Raw genomic sequence first — 24,887 nt, 5'->3', positions numbered from 1 at the left:
GGTCCCGTCGCCCCCCGTGCGTTGGTCCGCTGCCCCGGTCTGTCGCACGGCCGCCGCCCGGGGCACAGCGGCGCCGCCGGCAGCGCGTCCGGCCTGCCGAAGGGCGGTTCCTCTGGTCTCCTGGCCGGTATGGCCTACTCCCCCATGACCGCGCGCAGCCGCCACGAGGACCACCGCGCGGCCACCCCGCTGGAGCTGTTCTTCGACCTCTGCTTCGTCGTGGCGATCGCGCAGTGCGGGCAGCGGCTGGTGCACTCACTGGCCGAGGGCCATCCCGTCACCGGGGTGATCGGCTACTTCTTCGTGTTCTTCGGCGTGTGGTGGGCGTGGATGAACTTCACGTGGTTCGCCTCCGCCTACGACTGCGACGACGTGCCGTACCGGATCGCGACCCTGGTGCAGATCGCCGGCGTCCTCGTCTACGCGGCCGGCGTGAGCCGCGCCTTCGACGAGAACGACTGGACCGTCGCCGTCGTCGGCTACATCATCATGCGCGTCGCGCTGACGGCGCAGTGGCTGCGGGCGGCCTCCGGGGAGACCGGCACGGCCCGCACGGCGGCGCTGAAGTACGCGGCCGGACTGGTGGTCTGCCAGCTCGGCTGGGTGGCGCTGCTGTTCGCCCCGAACGACTGGAAGCGGTGGCTGTTCCTGGTCGTGGCCGCCTGCGAGCTGCTCGTTCCGGTGATCGCCGAACGCGGCCACCAGACGCCCTGGCACGCCCACCACATCGTGGAACGGTACGGCCTGTTCACCATCATCGTGCTCGGCGAGACGATCGCCGCGAGCACGGTCGCGGTCAAGTCGGCGCTCGACGAGCACGAGGCCCTCGACCTGCTGCTGCCCATCGCCGCGGGCGGGCTGCTGATCGTGTTCGCCGCGTGGTGGATCTACTTCGCCGTACCGATGCACGAGCACCTGACCTCCAACCGCGAGGCGATCCCGTGGGGGTACGGCCACCTGCTGATCTTCGCCTCGGGTGCGGCGATCGGCGCGGGCATCGAGGTCGCGGTGGAGCACGCGGTCCACAAGGCGCACATCTCCCAGCTCGCGGCCAATGCGGCCGTGACCGTGCCGGCCGCGCTGTTCCTGCTGACGGTGTGGCTGCTGCACTCCCGCCACTTCAAGCGCGGCCTGGCGCAGCAGTTGGTGCTGCCGGTCGCCGCCGTGGTGACGCTCGCGTGCGCGTGGACGGGCCCGTACGCGGTGCTGTGGGCGGGGCTGGTGTCGGCTGCCACGGTCGCCGTGGGCGTGACGCTGTCGGCGCGAACGCACCTTTGACACCTGCGGCGCGTTGCCGGGCTCTCCCCGGACGGCGCCTCAAACGCCGGCGGGACTGAAACAGCCGGGCCGCCGCCGACCGTCACCCCGGCGCCCCCGCAGCCGTTTCCAGGCCATGACACTCCCCCCGCAACGTCCCGGCGAAGACCCCGGCAGGGAACTGGCCGAGGCCGGCTTCTGGCAGCAGCCCCCCGCCCACCGACTCGCCGCGTTCGCCCGCCTGCGGGCCGTAGGCTCGCCCGTCTTCGTCCCCGAAGGGCCCGGGCACTGGGCCCTCGTCCGGCACGCCCAGGTACAGGAGGCCAGTCGCCTCCCCAAGGTCTTCGCCAGCGCCCCCGGTGTGACCACCCCCGAACCGGCCCGCTGGGTCCGTGCGCTGTTCGGTGACTCGATGGTCAATCTGGACGGCCCCGACCACGCCCAGCTCCGCAAGATCGTCCAGCGGGCGTTCACGCCCCGCCTGCTGGCGGCGGCCGAGGAGGACATCCACGCGGTGGCGGCCCGCATCGTGGACGACGTGCTCGCCGACGAACCGGACGAGTTCGTCTCGGCGGTGGCCTCCCGGCTGCCCCTGGACGTCATCTGCAACATGATGGGCATCCCGGAGCACTACCGCGCCGAGATCGCCGACCGCGTCAACCACGCCTCCGAGAACATCGGCGTGGAACGGGGCCTGACGGCCCGGCTGCGGATGCCCGGGCGCGGGCTGCGTGCGCTCGCCCGCATGCAGCGGATGGTGGCGGGCATCGGCCGGGAGCGGCGCAAGAACCCCACCGACGACCTGATCTCGGCGCTGGTCTGCGCGAACGTGGACGGCCAGGCCCTCGGCGCCCGCCAACTCGGGGCCTTCTTCTCCCTCTTGATGGTCGCCGGGGTGGAGACCACCCGCAATGCGATCACTCACGGGCTGACGCTGCTCACCGACCACCCGGACCAGCGGGACCTGCTGCTCTCGGACTTCGAGAAGTACGCGGACGGCGCGGTGGACGAGATGATCCGCCACTCGACGCCGATCATCCAGTTCCGCCGGACGGTGGCCGCCGAGCACACCATGGACGGGCACGTGTTCCGGCCGGGCGACAAGGTGGTGCTGTACTACGCGTCCGCCAACCGCGACGAGGCGGTCTTCCCCGATCCGGACGCCTTCGACATCACCCGCTCGCCCAATCCGCACCTGGGGTTCGGCGGCGGCGGCCCGCACTTCTGCCTGGGCGCGCACCTGGCCCGGGTGGAGATGAAGGCGCTCTTCCGCGAGCTGCTCACCCGGCCGGTCGGGCTGCGCGCGGTGGGGCTGCCGGACCTGGCGGGGTCGAACTTCGACAACCGGGTCCGTTCGCTCAAGTTCGCCTTCGAACGCCCCTGACGCCGCCCGGGAAGGAGCGGGACCGGCCACCGGGCAGGCTGGGGGCCCGGCGGCCGGAGCTGGTGGTGGCGGCACCCGGGGCGCGGCTACTTCTGCAGGCGCCGCACGGCGAGGACGCAGTGGGCGCTGCCCGCGAGCACGGACTCGTCGCCCGCGAACGCCTGCAGGGTCTCCGCGTCGACCGGCTGCCCGGGGACCGCCTCGGGCCAGGCGCGCGTGGCGAACAGGAAGTAGGCCTGCCCGCTCTCGTCCGCGGCGGCGACCCACTCGTCGGGGGCGGTGCACTGCGCGTTCATCCCGGGGAGGGTGAGCGCGATCTGGTTGCCCTCCAACAGGATCTGCACCGGGAAGGCGGCCGGGTTGCGGGTGCCGTCCATGACGACGTCGCCGATGGGCAGGCCGATCTCCTCCAGCAGCCCGCGGGCCGCCGCCTCTCCGGCCTCCCGGCCCTTGGGGCCGTCACCGAGGGTGTAGGCGAGGAGGTACGGGATGTCGTGCGCCTCGGAGGGGTCGCCGATCCAGGCGAGCACCGAAAGGGTGCCGAGCTGGGACCTGTCGATTTCGGCTTGAGTAGAAGTCATGCGCCGCACCCTAGTGGTCCCGCCCCCGGCCCTTTCACGGCCTTTCACCCGGGCGGGCTAGACCTCCCAGAATCCCCCTCCGGAATTCGTCTGCATGTTCGCGTCCTGGTACTGGAGGCGCACAATGCGCGCGTTTTCCGGGATTTCGAACACCACCCATCCCTCGGCCCGCTCACCCACCTCCAGGGAATCGAAGACGAGTGGTTTGCCGGTGGTCAGCTCGCCGGTGGACACCACCGGGTGGCGCCCGCCCGCGCTGTCGTGCGCCCACACGCGTCCGAGCGCCCCGTACGAGGCCCCGCCCACGTTGACGAAGGACATCTGGGCGGCCACCCAGCGCTTGCCGGCGGGCGGGGCGTAGTTCTTCTCGACGCTGATCGCCGGGTCCACGTACGCGGCCAGCACGGCCTGGAGGTGCCGCCCGACCTGCGCACCGTCCACCCGTACGGAGTCACCCACATGGGCGGCCTTCGCGGCGGGCCGTACGGGTGCCTCCCCGCCCGGCGCCCCGTCGTCCACCGGGACGGCGGGCGCCACGGCCGGGGCGAGCGCGGATTCCACGGGAGCGCTCTGGCAGGCCGTGGCACCGAAGAGGAGGAGCGGGAGAAGGGCGGCGGCGAGGACGGGGGTGTGGCGACGGGCGGCGGACTGGCGCATTCAGGATCCCTTCGGGGATGTATTTCGGTCAGTCTCACGCGCCCGAGCAGGCAATTGCACTCACCGACACGAGTGCGCCCGGGGGGTGCGTGCGGCCGGTCGCGGCCAACTGCCAGCACAATGCGTTCCGGCGGATTCCCGTCACCCCGATCCATCTGGAGGAAGAATGCGCATGTCCGGCCGCCGAATGGCACTGGCAGCCCTCTCCGCACTGGCCGCCACGACGGTATTCACCGTCCCGGCCGGGGCCACCGTTTTCGACCAGGGCATTTCCGTACACCCTGAGGCTCACCTCACGCAGGACGGCGGCGTCATCCTTTCCGGCACCTACCACTGCGAGCAGGCGTCACCCATGGGGGCGATGCAGATCAAGGCGACCCTCGTACAGGACGGCACCCGGCTCAGCCTCGGTGCGGAAGAGGTCGTCTGCGACGGCGCGGAGCGCAGGTGGGTCGCCCACGCGCCGGGCTCCTTCGTGCACGTCCACCCGGGTCACGCGACGGTCACCGGGGAGCTCCAGGAGATCCGGCTCTCCGGCCTCATGCCGCGGTCGGTCACCACCGTCGCCCAGGACAGCGAGGACGTCGAGGTCCGCGAGGGGCACTGAGCGACCGCGCGACAAGGGGCCCGTGGCACGCGCCCGCCCGTCCGGTGGCCGCCGCTGCCGGGACCGGGCTCCCGGCCCGGCAGCGCCGGCCACCGTCAGCGGCACTCGGGTGCGACGTCCGTCATCGACATGAAGGCCACCGACCGGCACTCGGCGTCCGCGTGCGGACGCCCTGTCGTCCAGTCCACGACGGTCGGCGCTCCGGCCACCAGCAGGACCAGCGCCAGGACTCCCGTCACGGCGGCCTTGCTCAGCCCGCGCACAACACGATCCGTTCCATGGACCGCATCATCACCCCACCAGCGGCACCTCACAACCCGGGGTGACCGGCAGGTCACTCGGCGCTCCGGGGGCGGCCGCCGACGGTGAACTCGCACCACACCGCCTTGCCGTCGCCCCGGGACTCCACACCCCAGTGCGTGGCCAGCGCGTCCACCAGCAGCAGCCCGCGCCCCGTGGTGGCCGCCTCCCCCGGGGTGCGCCGGCGCGGCCACACGCTGGAGCGGTCCTTGACCCACAGCCGGATCCGCCGGACCGGCTCCGGCAGCACCTCCATGGTCAGCACCGCCCCGCCGTCGGTGTGCAGGAGGGCGTTGACCAGCAGCTCCCCGGCGGCCAGCTCCACGTCGTCGGCGAGCTCGGGCATGCCCCAGTCGCGCAGGGCCTGGCGCAGGGCGTACCGGGCCTCCGAGAGGCCTTCGGGGTCGGCCTGGTGGACGTACTGGTGGATGCGCGGTGCCCGATGGGTGCCCGGGTCGGGGGCCCGGCGCAGCACCAGCAGGGCCACGTCGTCCCCGGAGCCCCAGCGCTCCCAGAGCCGGTCCGAGAGGTGGTCGGCGAGCGCCTCGGGCGCCTGCGGACCGCTGCGCACCGCCTGCGCCAGGGCTTCCATGCCCTGGGTGATGGTCGTGCCCGGCTCCTCCACCAGGCCGTCCGTGCACAGCACGAGCGTCTCCCCGGGGACCAGGTCGAGCCGGGTCTCTGGGAACTCCTCCTGCTCGAAGACCGAGGCCAGCCCCAGCGGCAGGCCGCCGCGCACGTTGGGCCAGCCGGTACGCCCGTCCGTGTGCCGGATCAGCGGTCCGAGATGGCCCGCGCGGACCGCCCGTACGCCTCCGGTCTCCAGGTCCACCTGCGCGTACATGCAGGTGGCGAAGCGCTCGGTGTCCAGTTCGGCGAGGAAGCGCGAGGCCCGGGCCAGCACGGTGGACGGCGGATGGCCCTCCCCCGCGTAAGCCCGCAGCGCGATCCGCAGCTGGCCCATGATGGCCGCCGCGTGCGTGTCGTGGCCCTGTACGTCGCCCACCACGATGCCGACGCGGTCGCGGGGCAGCGAGATCACGTCGTACCAGTCGCCGCCGACCTCCCGCCCGCTCCAGGCGGCGTGGTAGCGGACCGCGATCTCACCGCCGGTGATGTCCGGGATCCGGCGGGGCAGCATGGCGGCCTGCAGGCCCGTCGCGAACTCCCGCTCCTGGTCGAAGAGGAGCGCCCGCTGGAGGGACTGGGCCACGATGCCGGCCAGGCCCAGGCACAGGTTGCGCTCCTCCGGGCTGAACTCGCTGCGCCGCCGGTAGAAGAGGACCAGCCCGCCGATGGCCTTGGCCTGCGCGATCAGCGGCAGGTAGGCGGCCGCGTCGAACCGGATCCGGCTCAGGTAGTCCGCGAGGAGCGGGAACTCGCCGCCGAGCTCGGCGAGCGAGGTGACGAAACGTGCCTGCCGGGTGAGCACCGCGTGCGACAGCGGCAGCGAACCGTCCAGCCGGGTGAACCGCCGCTCGCTGAGGACCTCCAGCGACTCCCCGCTCAACGCGATGATCTTGATGGTGCCGCCCTCGACCAGCCCCAGGGCCAGCCCGTCCGCACCCAGCCGCTCCAGCGCGCCCGCCCCCGTCAGCGCGGCCGTGACGTCGTCCACCGTCACCGCCCTCGACAGGGCCTCCGTGGTCCGCTGCACGATCGTCGTCTGCTGGGCGCGGGCCGCCTCCAGCTTGCGCAGCAGCGTCGCGTGGGCCAGCTCCGCCGTCGCGTCCCGGACGATCCCCACGATGCGCTGCGACTGGCCGCCGCCGTCCCGCAGGATCCGGCCCGAGGTGTGCGTCCACTGGTCGAGGCCGTCGCGCCGCTGCACCGTGAAGTACGCGCCGTAGGTGTCCCCGCCGCTCTCCAGGACCCCGGCGATGGTCTCGTTCAGCCGGACCCCGTCCTCGGGCGGGATGTGCAGCCCGACCCCCTCCGGGGTGCCGTCGAACTCCTCCGGCCGCAGGTCGAAGACGTCCATCGCGGCCTCGTCCAGCACCACCGTCCCGGCGTCCAGGTCCCACTCGAAGCTGCCCATGCCGTTCAGCGCGAGCCGCTCCCCCGGCGCGGTCACGGGGGGCCGCCGGACCGGCTCCGCTCCCTCGCGCTCCGCCGCTGCCACCTCCACACCACCTAACGGCCGGGCCAGCACGGCTGCGAGATCAGCCGCTCCCACTCCTCGTCAGGATGCCCCGGGAGGGTGCGCCCGGCCTCCCGCCAGCGCTTGACGACCGACAGGTAGATCGTGGCCTGGTCGGCGGCCGGGGCACTCGCGTACGGACTCCCGTACGGGCCCGCGTACGGAGCCGCGTGCGGGGCGCGCTCGAACCCGCCGGCCCTGGCCGTCGTGGCGGGTTGTTCCGCGCGGCTGGCGGGAATGCGTACCCAGCCGCGGCCCTGTGCTCGCTCCGCGCTCATCACGGACCCCTTTCACCGCGGATCTCACCGCAGATACGTCGTCGGATGCCCTGGGGGTACCCCCGGAGGACGCCCGGGGTAAGCAGCCCTGTCGAACCGGGCGACACCGGTGGAGCCCGGCCGCGGACCCCGGGCGCCGAGGCGCTTGCGGACTCCTCTCACCAGTCTCCCCGCCGTGAAGCCCGCGCCGTGCACGAATCGCATGGAAGGGCCGAATGAGGGAGCCGTCAGCAGCCCCGCGAAGAACAGCCCGGGCCACGAGGACTCGAAGCAGGGGCTCAGCTCCGGCGCCCGGCTGTGCCCCACGGTCCCCAGGCCCGCCCGCAGCCCCGCGTCGAGCAGTTCCAGCCGGGCCAGGTCCGGCACGAAGCCGGTGGCCGCGATGACGTGCGCGACGTCCAGGACCACGGACTCCCCGGCCCGGGTCGACAGCCCGAGCCGGGTCCGCTCGCCCACCGCGACCGCCCGGTGCAGCCGGTGCCCGAGCAGCACGGGGACGCGCCGCTCGAAGCGGTCGCGCAGCCACCAGGCGCCGGCCGGCCCCAGCGCGGTCGCCGCGATCCGCTCCCGGGTGGACGCGGGCAGCCGGCGCACCGCCCAGGGCAGCTCCGACCACACCCAGCTGCGCCAGCCGGTGCCGAGGCCGTTGTGCGGATCGCGCAGGGCGCGCAGCGCGGGCCGGTCCAGGGGCTGCGGGACGGTGTTCCAGTTCAGCCGGGAGCGCCGGGCGACCAGGCACGGCCGGGCGCCCTGCTCGGCCAGCAGGGCGGCGGTCTCCAGGGCGGCCTGCCCGGCCCCGAGCACGGCGACCTCGCGGCCGGCGAAGCGGGTCAGGTCGCGGTGGCCGCTGCTGTGCGAGTAGTGGGCGGGCGGGAGCTCGCGCAGCCCCTCGGGGTGGTGGACGAAGGGCATCACCCCGACCGCGAGGGCGACCGTGCGGGCGAGCAGGGGCGGTCCCTCGGCGGTGCGGACGCGGAAGCCGTCGCCCTGCGGGGTCACCTCCGTGACGGTCACCTCCTCCACCTCCGGTGCGGCCTGCCGGGCGAACCACATCCCGTACGCGCTGAACGTGTCGATCGGCAGCGGAGTGCCGTGTTCCGCGGCCAGTCCGCGCGTGGCGCAGTAATCGGCGAGGGTGTGCCGCCCGTCCGGCGCGGACAGGTTGGAGGACCAGGGCTCCGACTTCAGGTACATGCCGTCGGGCATGTGGTCGCGCCACGAGGCCATGGGCCGGCCCAGCAGCCGTACGCCGAGCCCCGCGTCCGCCGCGTGGGCGGCGATGGACAGCCCGTACGGGCCCGCACCGATCACCACGAGATCGTCGATCCGCGTCACGGCCGCTCCTCCAGCTCGATGGTCCCCGGCCCGGCCCGGTCCGCCGCGCCGGCCGTGGTCAACGCGTCACCAGCTCGTCCGGCTCGGCCGACGCCTCCGGCGGGACGGGACGGGAGGCGGGGCCGGAGGCCGGAGCGGAAGCGGGCGCGGGAGGGGGAGGGGGAGCGGCGGTCGGCTGCTCCCCGCGCTGGCGGGGCGTACGGACGACCGCGCGCGCCGTGCGGCGGCCCTGCGCCGGGACCCCGCGCAGGACCCGTACCCCCTTGCCCGCACCGCGCCCGAGGAAGGCGCCGAGCATCGCCAGGAACGGCAGCAGGTCGTCGGCGGCGAACCACGCCGTCTCGACCCCGCCGCCCCGCCCCGGCCGCACGGGCCGGTCCGCCGGCGCCGGCTGCGCGCCGGCTGCCGCGCCGTGGTGGTCCGGGCGGGCCTCCGGCTCCGGCTCGGGCTCCGCCGCCCGCCGCGGGCCGGTCCGCTGGCCGGCGACCACCGGCGGGACCTGATCCACGGCACCGTCCGGCCGGCCGGCCGCCGCTGCCGGACCGACAGAGCCCACCACGTGCTCCGCCGCCCGGCGGCGCGGCAGCGCACCGCCCCGGACCGCCGCCAGCAGCGCGTAGTTCTCGGCGACGAACACCCGGCCCGGACCGCCCGAGGGCCGCGGGACCCGTTGACCCGTCAGATCCAGGTACATCGCCTGGACCACGTCCAGTCCGGCCGCGTCCGTGAACAGCCGGAACTGCGCGCCCGGCCGGGGGTTGAAGTCCACCAGCCGGAAGCACCCCTGCTCGTCCCGGCGGAAGTCCAGGTCCAGGATCCCGTGGTAGCCCAGCCGTTCGGCGAGCCGCAGCGCCGCCGCCTCCACCGCCGGATCCGGCAGCCAGCGCCCCACCGCCGTCAGCCCCGTCCGCACCGGCCAGGACAGCTCCTTGCGGCCCGATCCCGCGAGCAGCGGACGCCCGCCCCGGGCGAAGGCGCCGTGGAAGAACCAGTCGGTGTCGGGACCGGCCGGCAGGAACCGCTGGAGCAGCAGCCGGCTGCCGGCCTCCGCGGAGCGTTCGTACAGCCGGCGCGCCTCGGCGGCGGTGTGCACCAGCGTGGTGCTCCGCAGCCCGTCGGCCCCGCTGGGCAGCAGCCAGGGCCGGCTCCACTTGGCGACCACCGGCAGGCCGAGCCGCCAGGCCGCCTCGGCCGCCTCGGCCCCGCTCGCCGGGATCACGGTCTCCGGGTGCGGGACGTCCCAGCGCGAACAGAGCCGCGACAGCTCGGCCTTGTCGGCCACCCGGGCGGGCAGGTTGTCGGGCTGATGGGGGATCCGGAACCGTTCGTGGAGCATGGACGCGACCCGGGACACGGCGATGGCGCTCAGGTCGTCCATGGCGATGAGCACGGCCTGACGGCCGATCCGCTCCGACACCCCGGTCAGGCACTCCAGCAGCGCCTCGGGCGCCTCCGGGTCCAACCCGCCGGCCGGCCCGGCGTGCACGGCGCGCAGGTACCGCGAACGCCCCATGGGACCTCCCCCGGCCTCGACGACGGCATGGACCTCCACGCCTTTGCGGCCAAGGGATCTGACGGCGCCGAGGGTTCCGTGGTGGAACGGATTCCGATCGAGTCTGAGCACGACGGCGGGCACATGGTTGAGATACGCGTGCATGGCAACGGTGTCTTTCACCTAGTCGGACCAAGCGGGGGTGGTGTGCACCTGCTAATGGCCTACGCGGCAGTCACCGAACAGGCCATTCGTCAGATCTGATGCCTAACGTCTTTCGTAAGCACACCGATTCAGGAAAGCTCGGGAGACGCCATGCCCAGACCACGCCGCCGACTGGCGAGCACCTGCATCGGTACGGTCACGGCCGGACTGCTCGCCACCGGGGCCGCGCTCGCGGCTCCCGGTGAGAACCGGTCCGAGGGCTCCGACATCGCCATGGGCGCCTACCTCGACTTCGGGCCGCCGGGAGTGGCCCGGATCCCGCACCTGTCGAACTGGCTGGGCGGCAGGGAGATCCGGGTCGGACACACCTATCTCCCCGGTGACCAGTGGGCCGGCATCGAGGGCCGGGTCTCGTTCCTGGAGGACTGGGCCGAATGGCGCCAGGCCGAGGACGACCGGATGTTCGTCCTCAACGTGCCCATGCAGGAACGGAACGAGGGCGGCGTGCCCGACTACGAGGTGGCCCGGCTGATCAGGGCGGGCGCCGACGGGGACTACGACCGGCACTTCCGCCGGCTCGCCAAGCGGCTGGTGGCGCTGGGCGTTCCGGACACGGTCATCGTGCTCGGCTGGGAGATGAACGGCGCCACCTACACCCACCGCTGCGCGCCCGACCCGGAGAACTGGAAGGCGTACTGGAAGCGCATCGTCACCACGATGCGCGCGGTGCCCGGAGCGGAGTTCAAGTTCGACTTCGCCCCGAACCGGGGTACGGACAACATCGGCTGGACGAAGTGCTACCCGGGCGACGACGTGGTCGACATCATCGGCATGGATTCGTACGACCAGGCCCCCGGCAGGACCTTCGACGACCAGATCACCCAGCCGTACGGGCTCCAGAAGCACGTCGACTTCGCGAAGGAACACGGCAAGGAGATCTCGTACCCGGAGTGGGGGCTCTTCCGCCGCGGGGACAATCCGGAGTACGTACGCCGCATGCTGAAGTGGATCGAGCAGCACAAGCCGCTCTACCACACCATCACCGACTACTGCCCGCACGGCGTGTGGCAGTGCAAGCAGAACCCGGAGTCCGCGAAGGTCTTCCGCGACGCGCTGACGCCCGAGCGGCCCGGCCCGGTGATCCCGACCCCGGTGGTGCCCACGCCCGTGATCCCGACCCCGGTGGTCCCGACCCCCGTGGTGCCCACGCCGGTCGTGCCCACGCCGTCGGTCCCGACGCCCCAGATCCCGACGCCCCAGAGCCCGACCCCGCAGATCCCCACGCCCTCGGTCCCCACTCCCGACATCCCGACGCCCCAGGTCCCGACGCCCCAGGTCCCCAAGCCCTCGCCCGTGGCCCCCGGCCCCGTGACGCCGAGCCCGGTGACCCCGAGCCCGCTCGTCCCCACGCCGGTCACCCCGAGCCCGGAGGTCCCGGCGCCCGTCAGCCCGAGCCCCGACGTCCCGGCACCCGTCACCCCGAAGCCCGAGGTCCCGCTGCCGGTCACGCCCAGCCCGCTCGTCCCGACACCCGAGGTGCCCAAGCCGTCGCCCGAGGTCCCGGGCCAGTCGCCCTCGCCCTCGGTCCCGCCCGTCGTGCCCACGCCCGCCGTGCCGAAGCCCGACCCCATGCCGCCGAAGCCCCTGCCGCAGCCGCAGCGGCCGCCGGTCAACAGCTCGCAGTGGTGCGTGCCGCTCAACTTCGGCGAGTGGCTCTCCAAGCTGGTCGGCAAGCAGTCGGTCTGCATCACCTTCGACTGGGGCAAGGACTTCGGCTTCTGGCCCTTCTAGACGGGTCATCGCACCCGCAGTTCGTTGAGCCGCGCCCGCCAGTCCCTGGCGGCCGGCAACGCCTCCCTCAGCGCGTCCACCGCCCGCTCGCGCCCCGTCAGCTGCGACTCGTGCAGCCGCAGCAGGGGCGCGAGCGCGCTGGTGGCCAGCAGGAACCGCTGGTTCACGACCGTCTCGGGCCGCCAGTGGTTCTTGTACGGCTCGTTGCCGCGCAGGAAGCTCACCACCGGCCTGCCCTCGGCGAGGGCCCGCCCGGCCTCGTAGCGCAGCAGCAGCGTCGCCACGTCCACCTTCCGGGTCCGCAGGTCCGGGTCGGCCCCGTAGAGGTAGCCGCCGCTGAGTCCGGCCGACAGCAGCGTGACGTTGGCCGCCACCACCTTCCCGTCCAGCCGGAACTCCGTCAGCCGGCCCTCCCCCGCCCGCACCATCCGCCGAGTGGCCCGGGTCAGGTGCTCGGCGAAGCGGGGCCTCAGGTGTTCGGGGGTCACCCCGCGGCCGCGCCACTGCTTCTCGTGCAGCCGCAGCAGGGTCCGTACGGCACGCGGCACTTCCTGCTCGGTGACCTCGTGCTCCTCGATCCCGGCCGCGTCGGTCTTGCGCAGCTTGGCCCGCACCCGCTGGGCGCCGGAGGCCGGCATGCGTTTGACCAGCTCGTCGAAGGGCAGCGTGGGCAGTTCCATGCACGTGGAGTCGGCGAGCCGGGCGCGGACCCCGGGCCACTGCCGGTACAGCTCCTCGGCGGCCGCACCGGGACGCACCTCCCGCAGGTCGACGACGGCCCGGCGGCCGGCCCGGTGCAGCCCGTGGGCCAGCGCCGGGACGACCTGCTCGGCGTGCTCCGCGGCTACGAGCACGTCGAAGTAGTCGGTGATGGGGCCGCCGAGCGGCACCAGCAGCGGCATCGGCCGGTGGACGAGCATCAGTGCGGCCGCGCCGACCAGTTCCTCGCCGCGCCGGACGAGGACGATCCGGAGCCGGCCGTCCTTCCCGTACGACAGCCACCAGGAGTGCAGCCAGGCGTGGCTCTGGAAGGGGGTGGCGGTGGGACAGCCGCGGAAGAGCCGGTTCCACGGCTCCTCCAGCGCGGCGAACTGCCGGGGGTCGCGGCACAGCGTCACCGACAGGGCCCCGGCGGAGCCCGGACTCATCGCACGGACTCCTTCTCCTTGGCCGAGGTGGGCTCACCCTGGGCGGGGAGTGAGGCGTACTCCTCGACCGGGGACGCCACCGCGGGCTCGGCCAGCGCCGCGGCCACGGCCCGGGCCGGGGCCTGGACCGCGGGCCCGTCCCCGGGCTCCTCGGAGCGCCGCGCCCGGCCCGGGCGGGCGAGCAGCCACAGCCCGCCGAGCAGCCCGCCGGCGCACATCCCGACGGCGCCGCTGATGGCGGCGGACGGGGAGGCGGGCTCGGTCGGAGCCACGGCCTGGTTGAAGAGGAGCAGCTGGACCCCGGTGTTCTTGGCGGCCTGGTTGCTGCTGAGCGACAGGGCGTCGGCCACCGCGTTCGCGATGTCGGCGGCCTCGGACGGGCTCTTCGAGGTGCCCGTGATGGCGATCATCGGGGACTCGGGCGAGGTCTCGGCCCGCACCTGGGTCCGCAGCTGACGGGCGGTGATGCCCGCTCGGGGCTGGGCGTAGCCGAGGGTGGAACTGCTGGTGGCGATCCGGGCGTACGCCTGCGCGAAGCCGAGGGCGGTGGCCGGCTCGGTGGTCTCGTCGGGCACGGCGACGACATAGCTGGTGGCGGCGTACTCGGGGGCCTTAAGCACCCCGTACGCCCCGCCCGCGGCCAGCCCCAGCACGGCGCACACGGGCAGCGGCCACCAGGCGGGGGGCTTCGGCAGCCGCCGCCGCGACTTCCGCTCGGAGCGGTGGTCCGGCTTCCGCTCGGCGGTCTTCCTCTCGGCCTTCTGCTCCGACTTGTGCTCGGGCTTCTTGTCGGACTTCTTCTGATCGGTCGTATCGGCCATGAGCGTGCTCGCTTCCTGGGTGGAGGGTGGTTCGGGGAGGGGACGGTTCAGCCGGTTCCGGTCGGTTCCGCCGGTCCGGGGCCCGCCGGCTCGCGCCGGGCACCGACGACGGTTCCGGTGGCGGCCCCGGCGCCGGGCACCCGCCCGGGCCCGGCGGCGCCCGGGACCGACGGTTCCGGCAGCGCCGGGTCCCGGCCGGCGGGGCCCGGCGGACTCGACGGGCCCGGAGCGCCCGGAGCGGGCTGCGCGCCCTGAGCGCCCGGACTCCGGGCGGCTCCGGCGGTGCCCGGCGCGGCCGAGAGGGCGAGGTCGTACACGTCCAGCAGCTGCCGCGCGCTGCGGGCGATGTCGTAGCGGCGGACCACCGGCGGCGGGGGCAGCCGGCGCGCTCCCGCCTCCATGTGCCCGCGCAGCGCCGCGACCAGTTCTTCCGTGCCGGTACCGATGCGGCGGGCCCCGGGGGCCTGGGCGGCGGGCAGGTCGTCGATGGCCGGGCAGGTCACGTGCAGGACGGGGAGTCCGGCGGCCAGCGCCTCCACGACCGCGAGCCCGAAGGCCTCCTCCCGCGACGGGGAGACGAAGACGTCCATGGCTGCCAGCAGCGCCGGGATGCCCGGGGTGCGGCCGTCCGCGCTGTCGCCCAGCGGGTCCCGCTCCCCCAGCAGGTGGATCCGGCTCTGCGCGCCGAGCTCGGCGGCCAGCCGGCGCAGCCCCGCCCGCTCCGGCCCGTCCCCGGCCAGCAGCAGGTGCGCTCCCGGCAGCGCGGCCACGGCCCGCACCAGGACGTCGAACCGCTTGCCCGGGACCAGCCGCCCGACGCCGCCGACGACGAAGGCGCGTTCGGGCAGGCCGGTCCGGGCCCGGGTGGAGCGCCGGACGCCCTCCTCGAAGCGGAAGCGGACGGCCTCGATCCCGTTCGGGACGACGTGCACCCGCGCGGCCGGCACCCCCCACCCCTCCAGCCGGGCGGCGACGGTGTCGGACACGGCCACGGTCGCCGCGCCGAGGCGTTCCGAGGCCAGGTACAGGGCCCGTACCCCGCCGGACAGCGGCCGGCCCTCGATCTCGCCCTCGCCGAGGGAGTGTTCGGTGGCCACGGTCGCCCGGGCGCCCGCGAGCCGGGCCGCGAGGCGCCCGTACACGCAGGCCCGGTACAGGTGGGTGTGCACGAGGTCGTACTCGCCGCGCCGGATGAACCGCACCAGCCGCGGCAGCGCCCCCAGGTCCCGGTTGCCCCGCATCCCCAGGTGCACGACCCGGACCCCGTCGGCGCGCAGCCCTTCGGCCACCGGCCCGGGGTTGGTCAGCGTCAGCACGTCGCACTGCATCGGCATGTGCCGCAGCAGCAGGCGCAGTTGTTGCTCGGCGCCGCCGACCCCGAGGCCGGTGATGATGTGCAGGGCCTTCACCGGCGCACCGCCCGGCGACGCAGCTCCTGCGCCTGGTGGCGCAGCTGCTTGATCCGCAGCCGGGCGCCGCCGTCGGCCTGGCTGACGTGGGTGCGGGGCAGGGCGTGCGGGCCGGCGAGCCGGCCGGGGTCGATGGCGCAGGCGTACGCGTAGCCGGCGGCGCGGGTGGCGTCGACGACCCGGACGTCGAGGTGCCCGTACGGGTAGCAGAACCCCTCGGGCAGGGTTCCGGTCAGCTCGCGCAGCAGGTCGCGGCTGCCGCGGAGCTCCTGCTGGAGGACGTCGTCGGGGGCCGCGGTGAGGTCCTGGTGGAGCAGGCCGTGCGAGCCGATCTCCTGTCCGGAGTCGGCGACTTCGCGGATGCCCTCGGCGGTGAGCAGCGACTTGCGCGGGCCCAGCGGGTCCCACACGTTGTCCACACCGAGCCGTCCGGGCAGCACGAAGAGGGTGGAGGTGAACTCGTGGCGTCGCAGCAGCGGCAGCGCGTGCGTGAGGAAGTCGGTGTAACCGTCGTCGAAGGTCAGCCCGACCAGCCCGGCGCCGCGGCCGGCCGCGCGGGCCCGGAGGAGTTCGCCGACCGAGACCCCGCGCAGGCCGCGGGAGTCCAGCCACAGCAGCTGGGCCTCCAGCGTCTGCGGGGTGACGGTGATGCCGTACGGATCCTCGGCGGGGTCGGTGAACTCGGCGACCGAGTGGTACATCAGGACCCACGGCGAAGCGGTCCGGCGGGCGGGGACCAGCACGGCGGCGGGGGCCGTGTCGGTGTCAGCGGACATTGCGGAACCTCTGCGTGAACTGGGAGATCTGACCGGGCAGGGCGGTGACTTCGAGGGCGCGTATGGCCATGCCGGTGGCTCCGAACATGGCCGGGACCAGCAGGCAGCCGAGGGCGGCACTGAGCATCGGGTCGGGGATCTTCGGCCCGGCGATCCAGCCGGTGGCGCAGGCGGCGACGGCGGCGACGGCGAGCCGTCCGATGCTGACGGCGACCCGGCGGACCTGGATGGCGATGATCCGCGAGCCGAGCCCGGTGAGCAGCAGGGCGGCGGTGGTGGAGATGCCGGCGGCGTTGGCGGCGGCGATCCCGTAGGTGCCCCACCAGCCGACGGCGAAGGCTCCGGCCACGATGTTGACGAGCAGTCCGGCGCCCATCGCGAACGCCGGGAACCAGGTGGGCCGGGCGGTCGAGAAGAAGGGCCGGGACAGTGCCCCGACGAGGCAGTGGCCGAGGAGTCCGGCTCCGTAGACGCGCATGACGGAGGCGGTGGCGAGGGTGTCCTGATGGGTGAAGGCGCCGCGTTCGAAGAGGACCTGGATGATCTGGGGCGCGTAGCCGATGACGAGGGCGGTGCCCATGAGGACGGCGAGCGAGGCCAGCGCGAGGTCCTGCTCCACGCGGCGCCGGGCCTTCTCCAGCTCCCCGCCGGCCATGGCCTGGGCGACGACGGGGAAGGTGACGGTGCAGATCATCAGGGAGAGCACCATCGGCATCTGCGCGACCTTCTGCGCGTAGTTGAGGTGCGAGATCGCCCCGGGCGGGAGCGAGGCGGCCAGGAACCGCTCGACGAGCACCTGCGACTGCCGGAAGACGGCGAAGAAGATCACCGGGGCGATCACCCCGAAGGCGATGAGGGTGGGGCGGTCGCGGTCGCGCTGGCTGCGCGGGGCCCTCTTGGCGCGGGGCGGGCCGAAGCCCACGTTGCGGATGAAGGCGGGCAGCTGGATGAGGACCATCAGCAGCCCGCCGACGGCGACGCCCGCGGCGGCCGCCCGCACGCCCCACAGGGCGTTCAGGGCGACCATGGTGCCGATGATCCCGACGTTGTAGGAGACGTAGATCGCGGCGGGCGGCACGAAGGAGCGGTGGGCCCGCAGCGCAGCGCTGAAGTATCCGGCGATGCCGAAGGAGATGACGGTCAGGGCCGTCATCCGGGTGCACTGGACGGCCAGTTCGGGGTCGGGCAGGCCGGGCGCGAGCACGGCGACGACCGCCGGCGCGGCCACGATGAGCAGGGAGGCGACGGCGGCCACGAACACGGCGAGCCGGGGCAGGGTGGCCGCCACGAGCAGCCGTACGGGGTCCTGGGCGCGGGCCTCCTTGCGGGTGAGGCCCGCCCGGCTGGCGGCCCGGCGGGCCAGGGCGTGGCTGAACGCGGGCACCATCAGCAGCGCCATGGCGTCCTCGATGAGCAGCGTCGAGGCCATCTCGGGCACGGTCCAGGCGATCAGGAAGGCGTCGCTGTCGTGCCCGGCGCCGAAGAGGTGCGCGATGGCCTGGTCGCGCACGAGCCCGAACACCGCGCCGGCGGCGGTCAGGCCCGCGGTGACCGCGGCGGCCTTCGCCAGGAACCTACCGAGCGGCGGGCTCCCGCCGGGGGTGGCGGGGTCGGGGAGCTCGGCGGACCCGGCCGTCCGGCTGCCGCCGGGGGCGCCGGGGGCGGAGGTCCCGCCGGCGCCGCGGGCCCTGCCGAACCGGCCCCCGGTGGGCGCCGCCGGGGCCCCGCCGGGGGCGGCGGGTACGGAGGGCTCGCCCACGCGACGGACGTGGCCGGGGCGGCCGGCCGCCGGCGCCGGGGCTTCGGGCGCGTCGGCCGGCGCGCCCGCGGCGCGCGCGGCCACCCGTACGCCGCGTCGTCCCGAGGACCCGCCCTGACGGCCGGCGGAGCCGAACACGGGCTGCCGCACGGCCGGCTCACCGCCCGGCAGGCCCCCGGCGACGAAGCCCGGGTCCGCCGGAACCGGCACGGCGCCGCCCGGGCCCGGACGGCCTCCGGCGACGAGCCGCGGGGCCGCCGGAACGGGCACGGCCGGATCTGCCGCGGTGGCCGGACGGGGCGCCGCCCCGTGGCCGCCCGGGCCCGGCCCCCCGACGGCGGAACCGGGGGCGGCCGGGTCCGCTCCGGCGCCGGGTGACCCGGGCACGGGGACGTTCCGGGCGTGGCCGGCGGATCCGAACAGGCCCTCCCGCACGGCCGGCTCGCCGCCCGGCACGGGCCCCGCCGCGACGTCGGGGGCCGAAGGGCCCGGAGTACCGGCCGGATCCTGCCCGGCCTGGCGTCCGGCCGCGTGGCCGGTGGAGCCGGGGACCGGCCGCGGGGGACGCAGGTCCGGGGCACCCGGGACACGGGCGTGGCCCGCCCCGGCCGGGGGGCCGGAGGCGGGCCGCCAAGGCGTGGTGTCCGTCACGGGCGAGCCGCAACCCCGGGGGCCCTACCCCGTGCACCCGCACCGCCGGCCGCCCCGGACGGCGCGGCCGCCCCGCGCGGTGGACCCGCGTCCTGCGGGGAGGGCAGCGCCCACCAGGCCGCCAGGCCGATGATCACCCCGGTGAGGACCGTGGACGGCCCCCCGATGTCCGCGTACAGGAAGTCGGTCAGCTGCCACACGACCAGCCCGATCGCGATCAGCCCGCAGTCCCGCATGCCCTCGCGGGCGGCGAGCCGCCGGAGCCCCGCCACCAGCAGCGCGGCCCAGCCGCCCGCCAGTGCGATCAGCCCGATCAGCCCCTGCTCGCTCAGGACCAGCAGGTACATGTTGTGCGGGGAGAGCAGCGGCTGGCGCAGGTACGCCTGTCCCGCGCCCGCGGTGTCACTGCCGGAGGAGAGCCCCAGCGAGGAGTGCCCGTCGCGGTTGGCCGGGAAGCCCTTCAGCCCCACCCCCACCGCGGGCCGCTCGCGCCACATGGACTCGGCCGCGGCCCACATCGTGTAGCGGTCGGTCACCGACTGGTCGGGGGCGCTGGAAACCTGGGTGATGGAGGTCAGCCGCTCGGCGACCATGTCGGAGCCGACGCCGAGGCCGCCCACCAGGACCACACCCGCCGCGGCGAGCGCGAGGAGCACCTTCAGCGCCCGCCGGATCCCGGCCAGCACCATCACGAGCACCGCCGCGCCGGCGGTGGCGATCCACACGCCCCTGCTGAACGACAGCACCAGCGGCAGCACCAGCACCAGCGCCACGGCCCCGCCGATCCGCCGGACCCGCCGCGGCAGCCCGGGCGCCAGCCCGACCGCGGTGGCCACGATCAGCCCGTACGCCACCACGGTGGCCATGCCCATGACGTCACCGGGGCCGAAGGTGCCCACGGCACGGACGTCCTGGCCCTGGTAAGAGGCCCCGGTGTGGGTGGCGTACTGCACGACCCCCACCGCGCCCTGCACCAGCGCCAGGACCACGAAGCACCCGGCGGCCAGCCGGAACTCCGCGGCGTCGCGCACCAGCAGCACCACGGCCGCCGGGACGAGCACGAAGACCTGGAGGTAGCGGACGAAGCCCGGCAGGGCGGCGTACGGATCCCCCGCGGTCATCGTCGCGATGGCGAGGCCCACGGCCGGCGTGCCGAGCACGAGCACGCCCAGCGGGGTCAGCGCCCGCACCCGGCCGCGCAGCGCCTGCACCGCGCAGACGAACGCCAGCAGCAGCGAGGCGGCGTCGGCCGGACCGACCTTCCCGGAGGCGGTCGCGTCCCCCGCCGGGAGCGGGGCGAGCAGGAACAGCACGGTCGCGGCGAGCGGCAGCAGCGGCCAGTGCCGGCGCAGCAGGACCGGCAGGCCGGGCAGGGCCCGGTGACCGGAGACGACGAGGCTCATCAGCTGCCCCCCAGCCGGAAGCGGAAGAAGGAGGCCGCGGTGCGGGCGAGGATCCACAGGTCCTGCCACAGCGACCAGGTGTCGATGTAGTGGTTGTCGAAGCGGGCCCGGTCCTCGATGGAGGTGTCCCCGCGCAGGCCGTTGATCTGGGCGAGGCCGGTGATGCCGACGGGCATCCGGTGGCGGGCCTCGTAGCCGGGGTGGACGGTGGAGAACTTCGCGACGAAGAAGGGCCGTTCGGGGCGCGGTCCGACCAGGCTCATGTCGCCGCGCACGACGTTCCACAGCTGCGGCAGCTCGTCCAGCGAGGACTTGCGCAGGAAGGAGCCCACCGGGCTCATCCCGCGGTCGCCCGCGACGCTCCAGCGGGTGGCGGCCTCGTGCTCGTCGGCGCGCAGGGTACGGAACTTCAGCAGGGTGAAGGGGCGCCCGTACAGGCCGACCCGCTCCTGCCGGAAGATCACCCCCGGCCCGTCCCAGAGCCGTACGGCCAGCGCGCACAGACCCAGCACGGGTGCGGCGGCGATCAGCGCGACCAGCGCGAGCACCGAGTCGATGCCCCGCTTGGCCCAGCGCTCCAGCGGCCGGGCCGGGCGCGGCAGCAGCGGCTGCACGGCGTACCCCCACAGCTGGTCGGCGGGGTGCGCGAGGCGCATCCCGGTGACCTTGGCGGTGCCGGCCGGGTCGGCGAGCCACATCCGGCAGCCGTGGTCGTGGAAGAGCCGGACGAGGGAGGCGGTGCGCTCGTCGGCCTCCGGCGGGCGGGTGAACACCGCGTGCCGGACCGAGTTCTGGATGACCGCGCGCCGGATGTCCTCGTGGGTGGCGAGGTAGGGCAGGGCGCCGCTGTCGGCCTCGGCGCCGGCCGAGGTGTCGGCGAGGCCGACCGGGCGCAGCCCGAACTCGGGGCGGCCGTGGAGGGCGGCGGCCACCGCGGCCGCCCCGGCGCCGGGTCCGACGACGAGGGCGGAGGCGGGCCGGCGGACGGCCGCGCGGCGCTGGAGCTGGTTGACGAGGCCGCGTCCCGCGCAGGCCAGGACGACCTGGAGGCAGACGGCGGTGAAGAGGACGTTCCAGCCCAGGGCCCGCGCCGGGTCCACGGCGGCCAGTACGGCGGCCGCCCCGCACCACAGGACGGCGGACCGGCCGGCCAGCGCGGGCAGTTCGAGGAGCGCGTAGGGCGCGAGCCGAGGCCGGTACAGCCCCGCCTGCGCGTGCAGCGCGGCGAGCAGCAGGGGGAGGGCGGCGACGGCCGGCACCGCCACCGGGGCCGGCAGCGCCGGTGCGGGCAGGGTGGTCGCGGTGAGTACGGCGGCCAGCGCGTCGGCGGTGAGCAGCGGCAGTACCCGGCCGCGGCGACGGACCCGCTGCGGGCGCACGGCGGACCTGGCCTGGTCCGTCCTGGGCCCGCGCGGGGGGTGGATGGCGGTCGCGGAGCGGCGGCCCGCCGCGTGTGGCGCGGGCGCGAAGGCGCTGCCGCCGGCGGGCCCCGTGCCGCCCTGCCCGGTGTGCCGGGCGGGTGCGCTGTCCATCGTCATCGGCTGATGCGCTCCTGGTTCAAGGGCCGGGGCCTGCCCAGCAGTTCGTGGTACAGGCCGGTGACCGCTTCCGTGGTCCGCCGCACGTCGAAGTCGGTCCGGGCGTGCTGCCTGGCCTGCTCCCCCAGTTCGGCGAGGAGCCGCGGCTCGGCGAGCAGCCGTCCCAGGGCCTTGGCCAGCGCCGTCGGGTCCTCCGGCGGCACCAGGCACAGGCGTCCCTGGCCGGGCGGCAGGCTCTCCCGGGCGCCGCTGACGTCGGAGACCAGGACCGGCCGACCGCAGGCCATGGCTTCGAGCGGGGCGAGCGCCATGCCTTCCCACCGCGACGGCAGTACAACGAGATCGGCGGCCCGAAGCCACGGTCGGATGTCCGCGGCGGCGCCCGCGAAGAGCACGCCGGGTGGGGCCGTTCGACGCAGCCGTTCGGTGTCGGGGCCGTCGCCGACGAGCGCGAGTCGGGCTCCGGGGACGGTGCCCAGCAGCTCCGGCCAGGCTCGCAGCAGGATGTCCTGACCCTTCTGGAGGCAGATCCGGCCCACGCAGACGGCGAGCGGACCCCCGTCCACCAGGCCGTCAAGGAAGGCGGCGGGCAGCGGCAGTTCGGCGCGCGCCCGGGCCCGGTCCGGTCCGGGGTCCGGTCCGCCGGGGCGGAAGTGGTCCAGGTCCACGCCGTTGCGGATCACCGACCAGCGGGCGGTGACGCCCTCGGTCTCGCCCGCGCGGCGTTCGGCCTCGCTGACGCAGAGCACCCGGTCGGCCCAGCGGGCCCCGTACCGCTCCCAGCGCAGGGCGAGCGCGCCGGTGGCCCCGCCGACCGCGTCGAAGGACCAGGCGTGGGGCTGGAAGACGGTGGGCACGGTGCCGCGCGCGGCGAGCCGCCCGGCGAGTCCGGCCTTGGCGCTGTGGGCGTGCAGCAGGTCGGGCCGCACCCGGCGGAGCAGCTGCCGGGCGCCGAGCACCTCGGCGGGCAGCCCGGGTCCGGGAGCCCGCCCGGCCCGCCAGGTGAGCACCTCGGCGCCGGCGGAACGGGCGGCGTCGCCGAGGGTGCCGCCGGGCGGGCAGCCGACGACGGCACGGAGGCCGTCGGCGGTCTGGGCGCGGACGAGGTCGGTGACGACCCTGGCCACACCGCCGTCGACGGGCTGTACGAGATGGAGGACGGTCGTGGGCTGTGCCGCCCGAGGTTGTGTGGGCACGTGGAGTGGTCTCCTACGTTCAGCGGCGCGCGTCTGTCTGAACGAAGAGCACACCGAGGAAATGACCCTGACTTTCACCCGTGAACCTGAAGTTCAGGCTGCGGGCGCCACCGGACAGGACGGGACTCAGGTCGAAGACGTCCGCGTCATATCCGAGATTGTTCACATGTTCGGGCTGCCGCACGAACGACTGGTCGCCGAATTCCGTGATCGTGGAATTCATAACATCATTAAAAGGATTTTCTCCGTCACTGAGGCTCACCCGGCGCCCACTGTCGGCCGTCACGGTGAGTGAGTCCCCGAGGGTGCCGCGGTCTCCGTCGTACGCAACCACCCCGACCCGGCCGGCGGACCCGGCCGGCGCGTTCAGGCCCTCGATCTCGACCGTCCCGTCCCCGGCGCGGGCGGCGATCCCCTCGAAGCCGTCCCACAGCGAGATCCGGCGCAGGGGCTCCTGCGGGTGCTCGTAGGCGACGACGAGCGTCCAGCCGCCCCAGGCCCCCACCTCGGAGTGGCCCATGGCGATGTTGAGCTGTGCCACCGTCCACATGCCCGCGCCGCCCTTGCGGACCAGCGGGGTCACGTCGGCGGAGGCCTGGTAGGCATCGCTGCCCGCGTCCGAGCGGTGGCCCATCACCGTGTCGGCCAGGACCTCCTTGTACGCGCCGCCGGGCTCGGCGACCAGCACCCGGCCGTTGTCCTCCGGCGGCTTCTGCTCGCCCACCCGCAGGTTCCCGCCCCAGTAGAGGCGGGCGTACGAGACCTTCGCGCCCTGCGGGACCTTGAGCTCGGCGCGGGTGGAGTTGTAGGTGTCCGGGTCCTTGTCGACCTCGCTGTAGAACATCTCGAAGTCGCTGTTGACGCCGGCCGCGCCGCGCTTCACGTCGGCGCAGGGTTCGGCCTGCGGGGACTCCTCCCTGCGGCAGCTGATGCCGGAGTTGGAGGCCCGTACCAGCCCGCCGTGCTGCACGGCCTGGTAACGCTGGGTGAACGGAACCCGGGGCAGCTCCTTGGGACCGGGCGCCGCCCACGCCATCGGGGCGGTCGCGGAAAGGGTGAGGCAGGACAGCAGACCGAGCGTGCCGAGGATTCTGCGGGAGGAACCCATGACCCTGTCTCCATTTTCGATCAGGGGGACAAAACAGGAGTGAACTTTGTCAGAAATCGGGCTGGAAATCACGCCGGACTCGCTCGTACGGCCTTTTGGGCGATGGCACGCACCCTCGGAACGGGCGGGTCGTTATCCGGGCACCATTGTTCGAACCGAAAGGAAATGCGGAGATGAAGAAGAGGCTGGTGCGCGGCACCACCACCGCCGTCGCGGGCGCCGCCGCGCTCATGGGCGGCGCGGGCCTCGCCTCCGCACACGGCGGGGACGGTGCGACGGCCAACGGCTTCACCGGCGGCTCCCCCGGCGTCCTGAGCGGCAACCTGCTCCAGGTCCCCGTCGACGTCCCGGTGAACGTCTGCGGCAACACCGTGAACGTGATCGCCCTGCTGAACCCCACCTTCGGCAACACCTGCGTGAACGCCTGACCGTCAACCGCGCCGCCCGAAACGGCTGCATCCGGGTGAATGCACGCAACCCGAGCCGGGGCAGGTCCGTTGATCCGGGTGCTCCGCTACCGGGCAATCTTGCAAAAAAGGGACGACAATGATCAAGAAGATGATGGCCTCGGCCGCGGTTGCCGCCTCGGTCGTGGGCATCGGTGCCGCCATGGCGCCGCAGGCGATGGCGGTCGGGAACGACAACGGCGTCACCACCGTCCAGGGCAACGGCGCCGCGCAGATCTACGGCAACCAGGCCACCTACGGCAACATGAGCCCGCAAATGGCGCTGATCCAGGGCTCGTTCAACAAGCCCTGCATCGCGCTCCCCGCGAAGGCCAACGTCCAGTCCGTCCTGGCCCTGGTCAACGTCGGCGTCCAGGACATCCCGGTCCTGTCCAGCCCGCAGAACCAGCAGTGCACCGAGAACTCCACCCAGGCCAAGGGCGACGAGGCCCTCTCGCACATCCTGGACAACATCCCGGTCCTGTCCGGCAACGTCTCGCAGGGCAGCTGACCGAGGCCCGCGCCAGCGAGGCCGTCGCACCTTCGGGTGGCGGCGGCCTCGCCGCATGTGAAGCCGGGCCTCGCGCTTCGCCGCCCCGGGAATTCGCGACACAAATCCGCCGGCACCCCGAATTCACCCCCCGA

At 74.4% G+C, this 24,887-nt stretch carries 22 protein-coding genes; 6 read left to right on the top strand and 16 right to left on the bottom strand.

Going from position 1 to position 24,887, the window contains the following annotated elements; all coding sequences use genetic code 11:
• Nucleotides 1-129: 129 nt before the first annotated feature.
• Together IF88_RS0102805 and IF88_RS0102800 are read left to right on the top strand one after the other, a co-directional pair.
• Nucleotides 130-1,278, top strand: a complete 1,149-nt coding sequence (locus IF88_RS0102805) for a low temperature requirement protein A (RefSeq protein WP_078892669.1) — start codon at nt 130-132, stop codon at nt 1,276-1,278.
• Nucleotides 1,279-1,393: 115 nt separating this feature from the next.
• Entirely contained in the window at nt 1,394-2,641 is a 1,248-nt protein-coding gene (locus IF88_RS0102800; protein ID WP_030706938.1) for a cytochrome P450, read from the top strand.
• Between the two features lie 86 nt (nt 2,642-2,727).
• On the opposite strand, the gene IF88_RS0102795 is transcribed toward IF88_RS0102800, so the two are convergent.
• Entirely contained in the window at nt 2,728-3,222 is a 495-nt protein-coding gene (locus IF88_RS0102795; protein WP_030706937.1) for a DUF5949 family protein, read from the bottom strand.
• 57 nt (nt 3,223-3,279) lie between these two features.
• Nucleotides 3,280-3,879, bottom strand: coding sequence for a hypothetical protein (locus IF88_RS0102790; protein ID WP_051836335.1), 600 nt, complete (start codon nt 3,877-3,879; stop codon nt 3,280-3,282).
• Nucleotides 3,880-4,051: 172 nt separating this feature from the next.
• Here IF88_RS0102790 and IF88_RS0102785 point away from each other — a divergent pair, with 172 nt between their 5' ends.
• On the top strand, nt 4,052-4,486 hold the full coding sequence (locus tag IF88_RS0102785; protein WP_158754275.1) for a DUF6299 family protein: 435 nt from the start codon (nt 4,052-4,054) through the stop codon (nt 4,484-4,486).
• 95 nt (nt 4,487-4,581) lie between these two features.
• Here the strand turns inward: IF88_RS0102785 and IF88_RS47145 are convergent, their stop codons facing one another.
• The 5 genes from IF88_RS47145 to IF88_RS49285 all read right to left on the bottom strand — a co-directional run bounded on the left by IF88_RS47145 (nt 4,582) and on the right by IF88_RS49285 (nt 10,052).
• A complete protein-coding gene (locus IF88_RS47145) occupies nt 4,582-4,749 on the bottom strand; it encodes a hypothetical protein (protein WP_199808018.1) in 168 nt (55 codons plus the stop codon).
• A 71-nt stretch (nt 4,750-4,820) separates the two neighbouring features.
• Entirely contained in the window at nt 4,821-6,908 is a 2,088-nt protein-coding gene (locus IF88_RS0102775) for a SpoIIE family protein phosphatase (RefSeq protein WP_051836359.1), read from the bottom strand.
• Between the two features lie 11 nt (nt 6,909-6,919).
• Nucleotides 6,920-7,204, bottom strand: coding sequence for a hypothetical protein (locus IF88_RS0102770; RefSeq protein ID WP_030706933.1), 285 nt, complete (start codon nt 7,202-7,204; stop codon nt 6,920-6,922).
• Between the two features lie 24 nt (nt 7,205-7,228).
• Nucleotides 7,229-8,530, bottom strand: coding sequence for an NAD(P)-binding domain-containing protein (locus IF88_RS0102765; RefSeq protein WP_051836357.1), 1,302 nt, complete (start codon nt 8,528-8,530; stop codon nt 7,229-7,231).
• 67 nt (nt 8,531-8,597) lie between these two features.
• Nucleotides 8,598-10,052 (bottom strand): hypothetical protein, encoded by a 1,455-nt coding sequence (locus IF88_RS49285; RefSeq protein WP_063754722.1) that lies wholly within the window; start codon nt 10,050-10,052, stop codon nt 8,598-8,600.
• 294 nt (nt 10,053-10,346) lie between these two features.
• Here IF88_RS49285 and IF88_RS49545 point away from each other — a divergent pair, with 294 nt between their 5' ends.
• Complete coding sequence (locus tag IF88_RS49545; RefSeq protein ID WP_030706930.1) at nt 10,347-11,987, top strand: glycosyl hydrolase; 1,641 nt, start codon at nt 10,347-10,349, stop codon at nt 11,985-11,987.
• A gap of 5 nt (nt 11,988-11,992) precedes the next feature.
• On the opposite strand, the gene IF88_RS0102750 is transcribed toward IF88_RS49545, so the two are convergent.
• Genes IF88_RS0102750 through IF88_RS0102705 form a run of 9 tightly spaced genes read right to left on the bottom strand, consistent with a single transcriptional unit; the run spans nt 11,993 to nt 23,796 of the window.
• The gene (locus IF88_RS0102750) at nt 11,993-13,135 is read right to left on the bottom strand and encodes a GNAT family N-acetyltransferase (protein WP_030706929.1); all 1,143 of its coding nucleotides are present in this window, start codon (nt 13,133-13,135) and stop codon (nt 11,993-11,995) included.
• Complete coding sequence (locus IF88_RS39975) at nt 13,132-13,956, bottom strand: YveK family protein (protein ID WP_234323423.1); 825 nt, start codon at nt 13,954-13,956, stop codon at nt 13,132-13,134. Before IF88_RS39975 ends, IF88_RS0102750 begins: the two co-directional genes overlap by 4 nt.
• Before the next feature lie 47 nt (nt 13,957-14,003).
• Nucleotides 14,004-15,365, bottom strand: coding sequence for a glycosyltransferase (locus tag IF88_RS0102740; protein ID WP_078892668.1), 1,362 nt, complete (start codon nt 15,363-15,365; stop codon nt 14,004-14,006).
• Nucleotides 15,362-16,141 carry a polysaccharide deacetylase family protein gene (locus IF88_RS0102735; RefSeq protein ID WP_030706926.1) on the bottom strand — a complete coding sequence of 260 codons (780 nt, stop codon included), beginning with the start codon at nt 16,139-16,141 and terminating at the stop codon, nt 15,362-15,364. The genes IF88_RS0102740 and IF88_RS0102735 overlap by 4 nt, the downstream gene beginning before the upstream one ends.
• Complete coding sequence (locus IF88_RS0102730; RefSeq protein ID WP_420710897.1) at nt 16,131-18,551, bottom strand: lipid II flippase MurJ; 2,421 nt, start codon at nt 18,549-18,551, stop codon at nt 16,131-16,133. Before IF88_RS0102730 ends, IF88_RS0102735 begins: the two co-directional genes overlap by 11 nt.
• Nucleotides 18,548-19,954 carry an O-antigen ligase family protein gene (locus IF88_RS0102725; RefSeq protein ID WP_078892666.1) on the bottom strand — a complete coding sequence of 469 codons (1,407 nt, stop codon included), beginning with the start codon at nt 19,952-19,954 and terminating at the stop codon, nt 18,548-18,550. Before IF88_RS0102725 ends, IF88_RS0102730 begins: the two co-directional genes overlap by 4 nt.
• Nucleotides 19,954-21,492 carry an exopolysaccharide biosynthesis polyprenyl glycosylphosphotransferase gene (locus IF88_RS0102720; protein ID WP_420710896.1) on the bottom strand — a complete coding sequence of 513 codons (1,539 nt, stop codon included), beginning with the start codon at nt 21,490-21,492 and terminating at the stop codon, nt 19,954-19,956. Before IF88_RS0102720 ends, IF88_RS0102725 begins: the two co-directional genes overlap by 1 nt.
• Nucleotides 21,489-22,688 carry a glycosyltransferase gene (locus IF88_RS0102710; protein WP_078892664.1) on the bottom strand — a complete coding sequence of 400 codons (1,200 nt, stop codon included), beginning with the start codon at nt 22,686-22,688 and terminating at the stop codon, nt 21,489-21,491. The genes IF88_RS0102720 and IF88_RS0102710 overlap by 4 nt, the downstream gene beginning before the upstream one ends.
• 19 nt (nt 22,689-22,707) lie before the next feature.
• On the bottom strand, nt 22,708-23,796 hold the full coding sequence (locus IF88_RS0102705) for a hypothetical protein (RefSeq protein ID WP_030706921.1): 1,089 nt from the start codon (nt 23,794-23,796) through the stop codon (nt 22,708-22,710).
• A gap of 173 nt (nt 23,797-23,969) precedes the next feature.
• On the opposite strand from IF88_RS0102705, the gene IF88_RS0102700 reads away from it, so the two are divergent.
• Together IF88_RS0102700 and IF88_RS0102695 are read left to right on the top strand one after the other, a co-directional pair.
• Nucleotides 23,970-24,224 (top strand): chaplin, encoded by a 255-nt coding sequence (locus IF88_RS0102700; protein ID WP_030706920.1) that lies wholly within the window; start codon nt 23,970-23,972, stop codon nt 24,222-24,224.
• Between the two features lie 118 nt (nt 24,225-24,342).
• Nucleotides 24,343-24,753 (top strand): rodlin, encoded by a 411-nt coding sequence (locus IF88_RS0102695; RefSeq protein ID WP_030706919.1) that lies wholly within the window; start codon nt 24,343-24,345, stop codon nt 24,751-24,753.
• Nucleotides 24,754-24,887 lie beyond the last annotated feature (134 nt).

The sequence above is a fragment of the Streptomyces sp. NRRL F-2580 genome, from assembly GCF_000720115.1.
GTDB lineage: Bacteria > Actinomycetota > Actinomycetes > Streptomycetales > Streptomycetaceae > Streptomyces.
The sequence above is the reverse complement of the archived record's forward strand: the minus strand, read 5'-3'. Positions and strand labels throughout refer to the sequence as shown.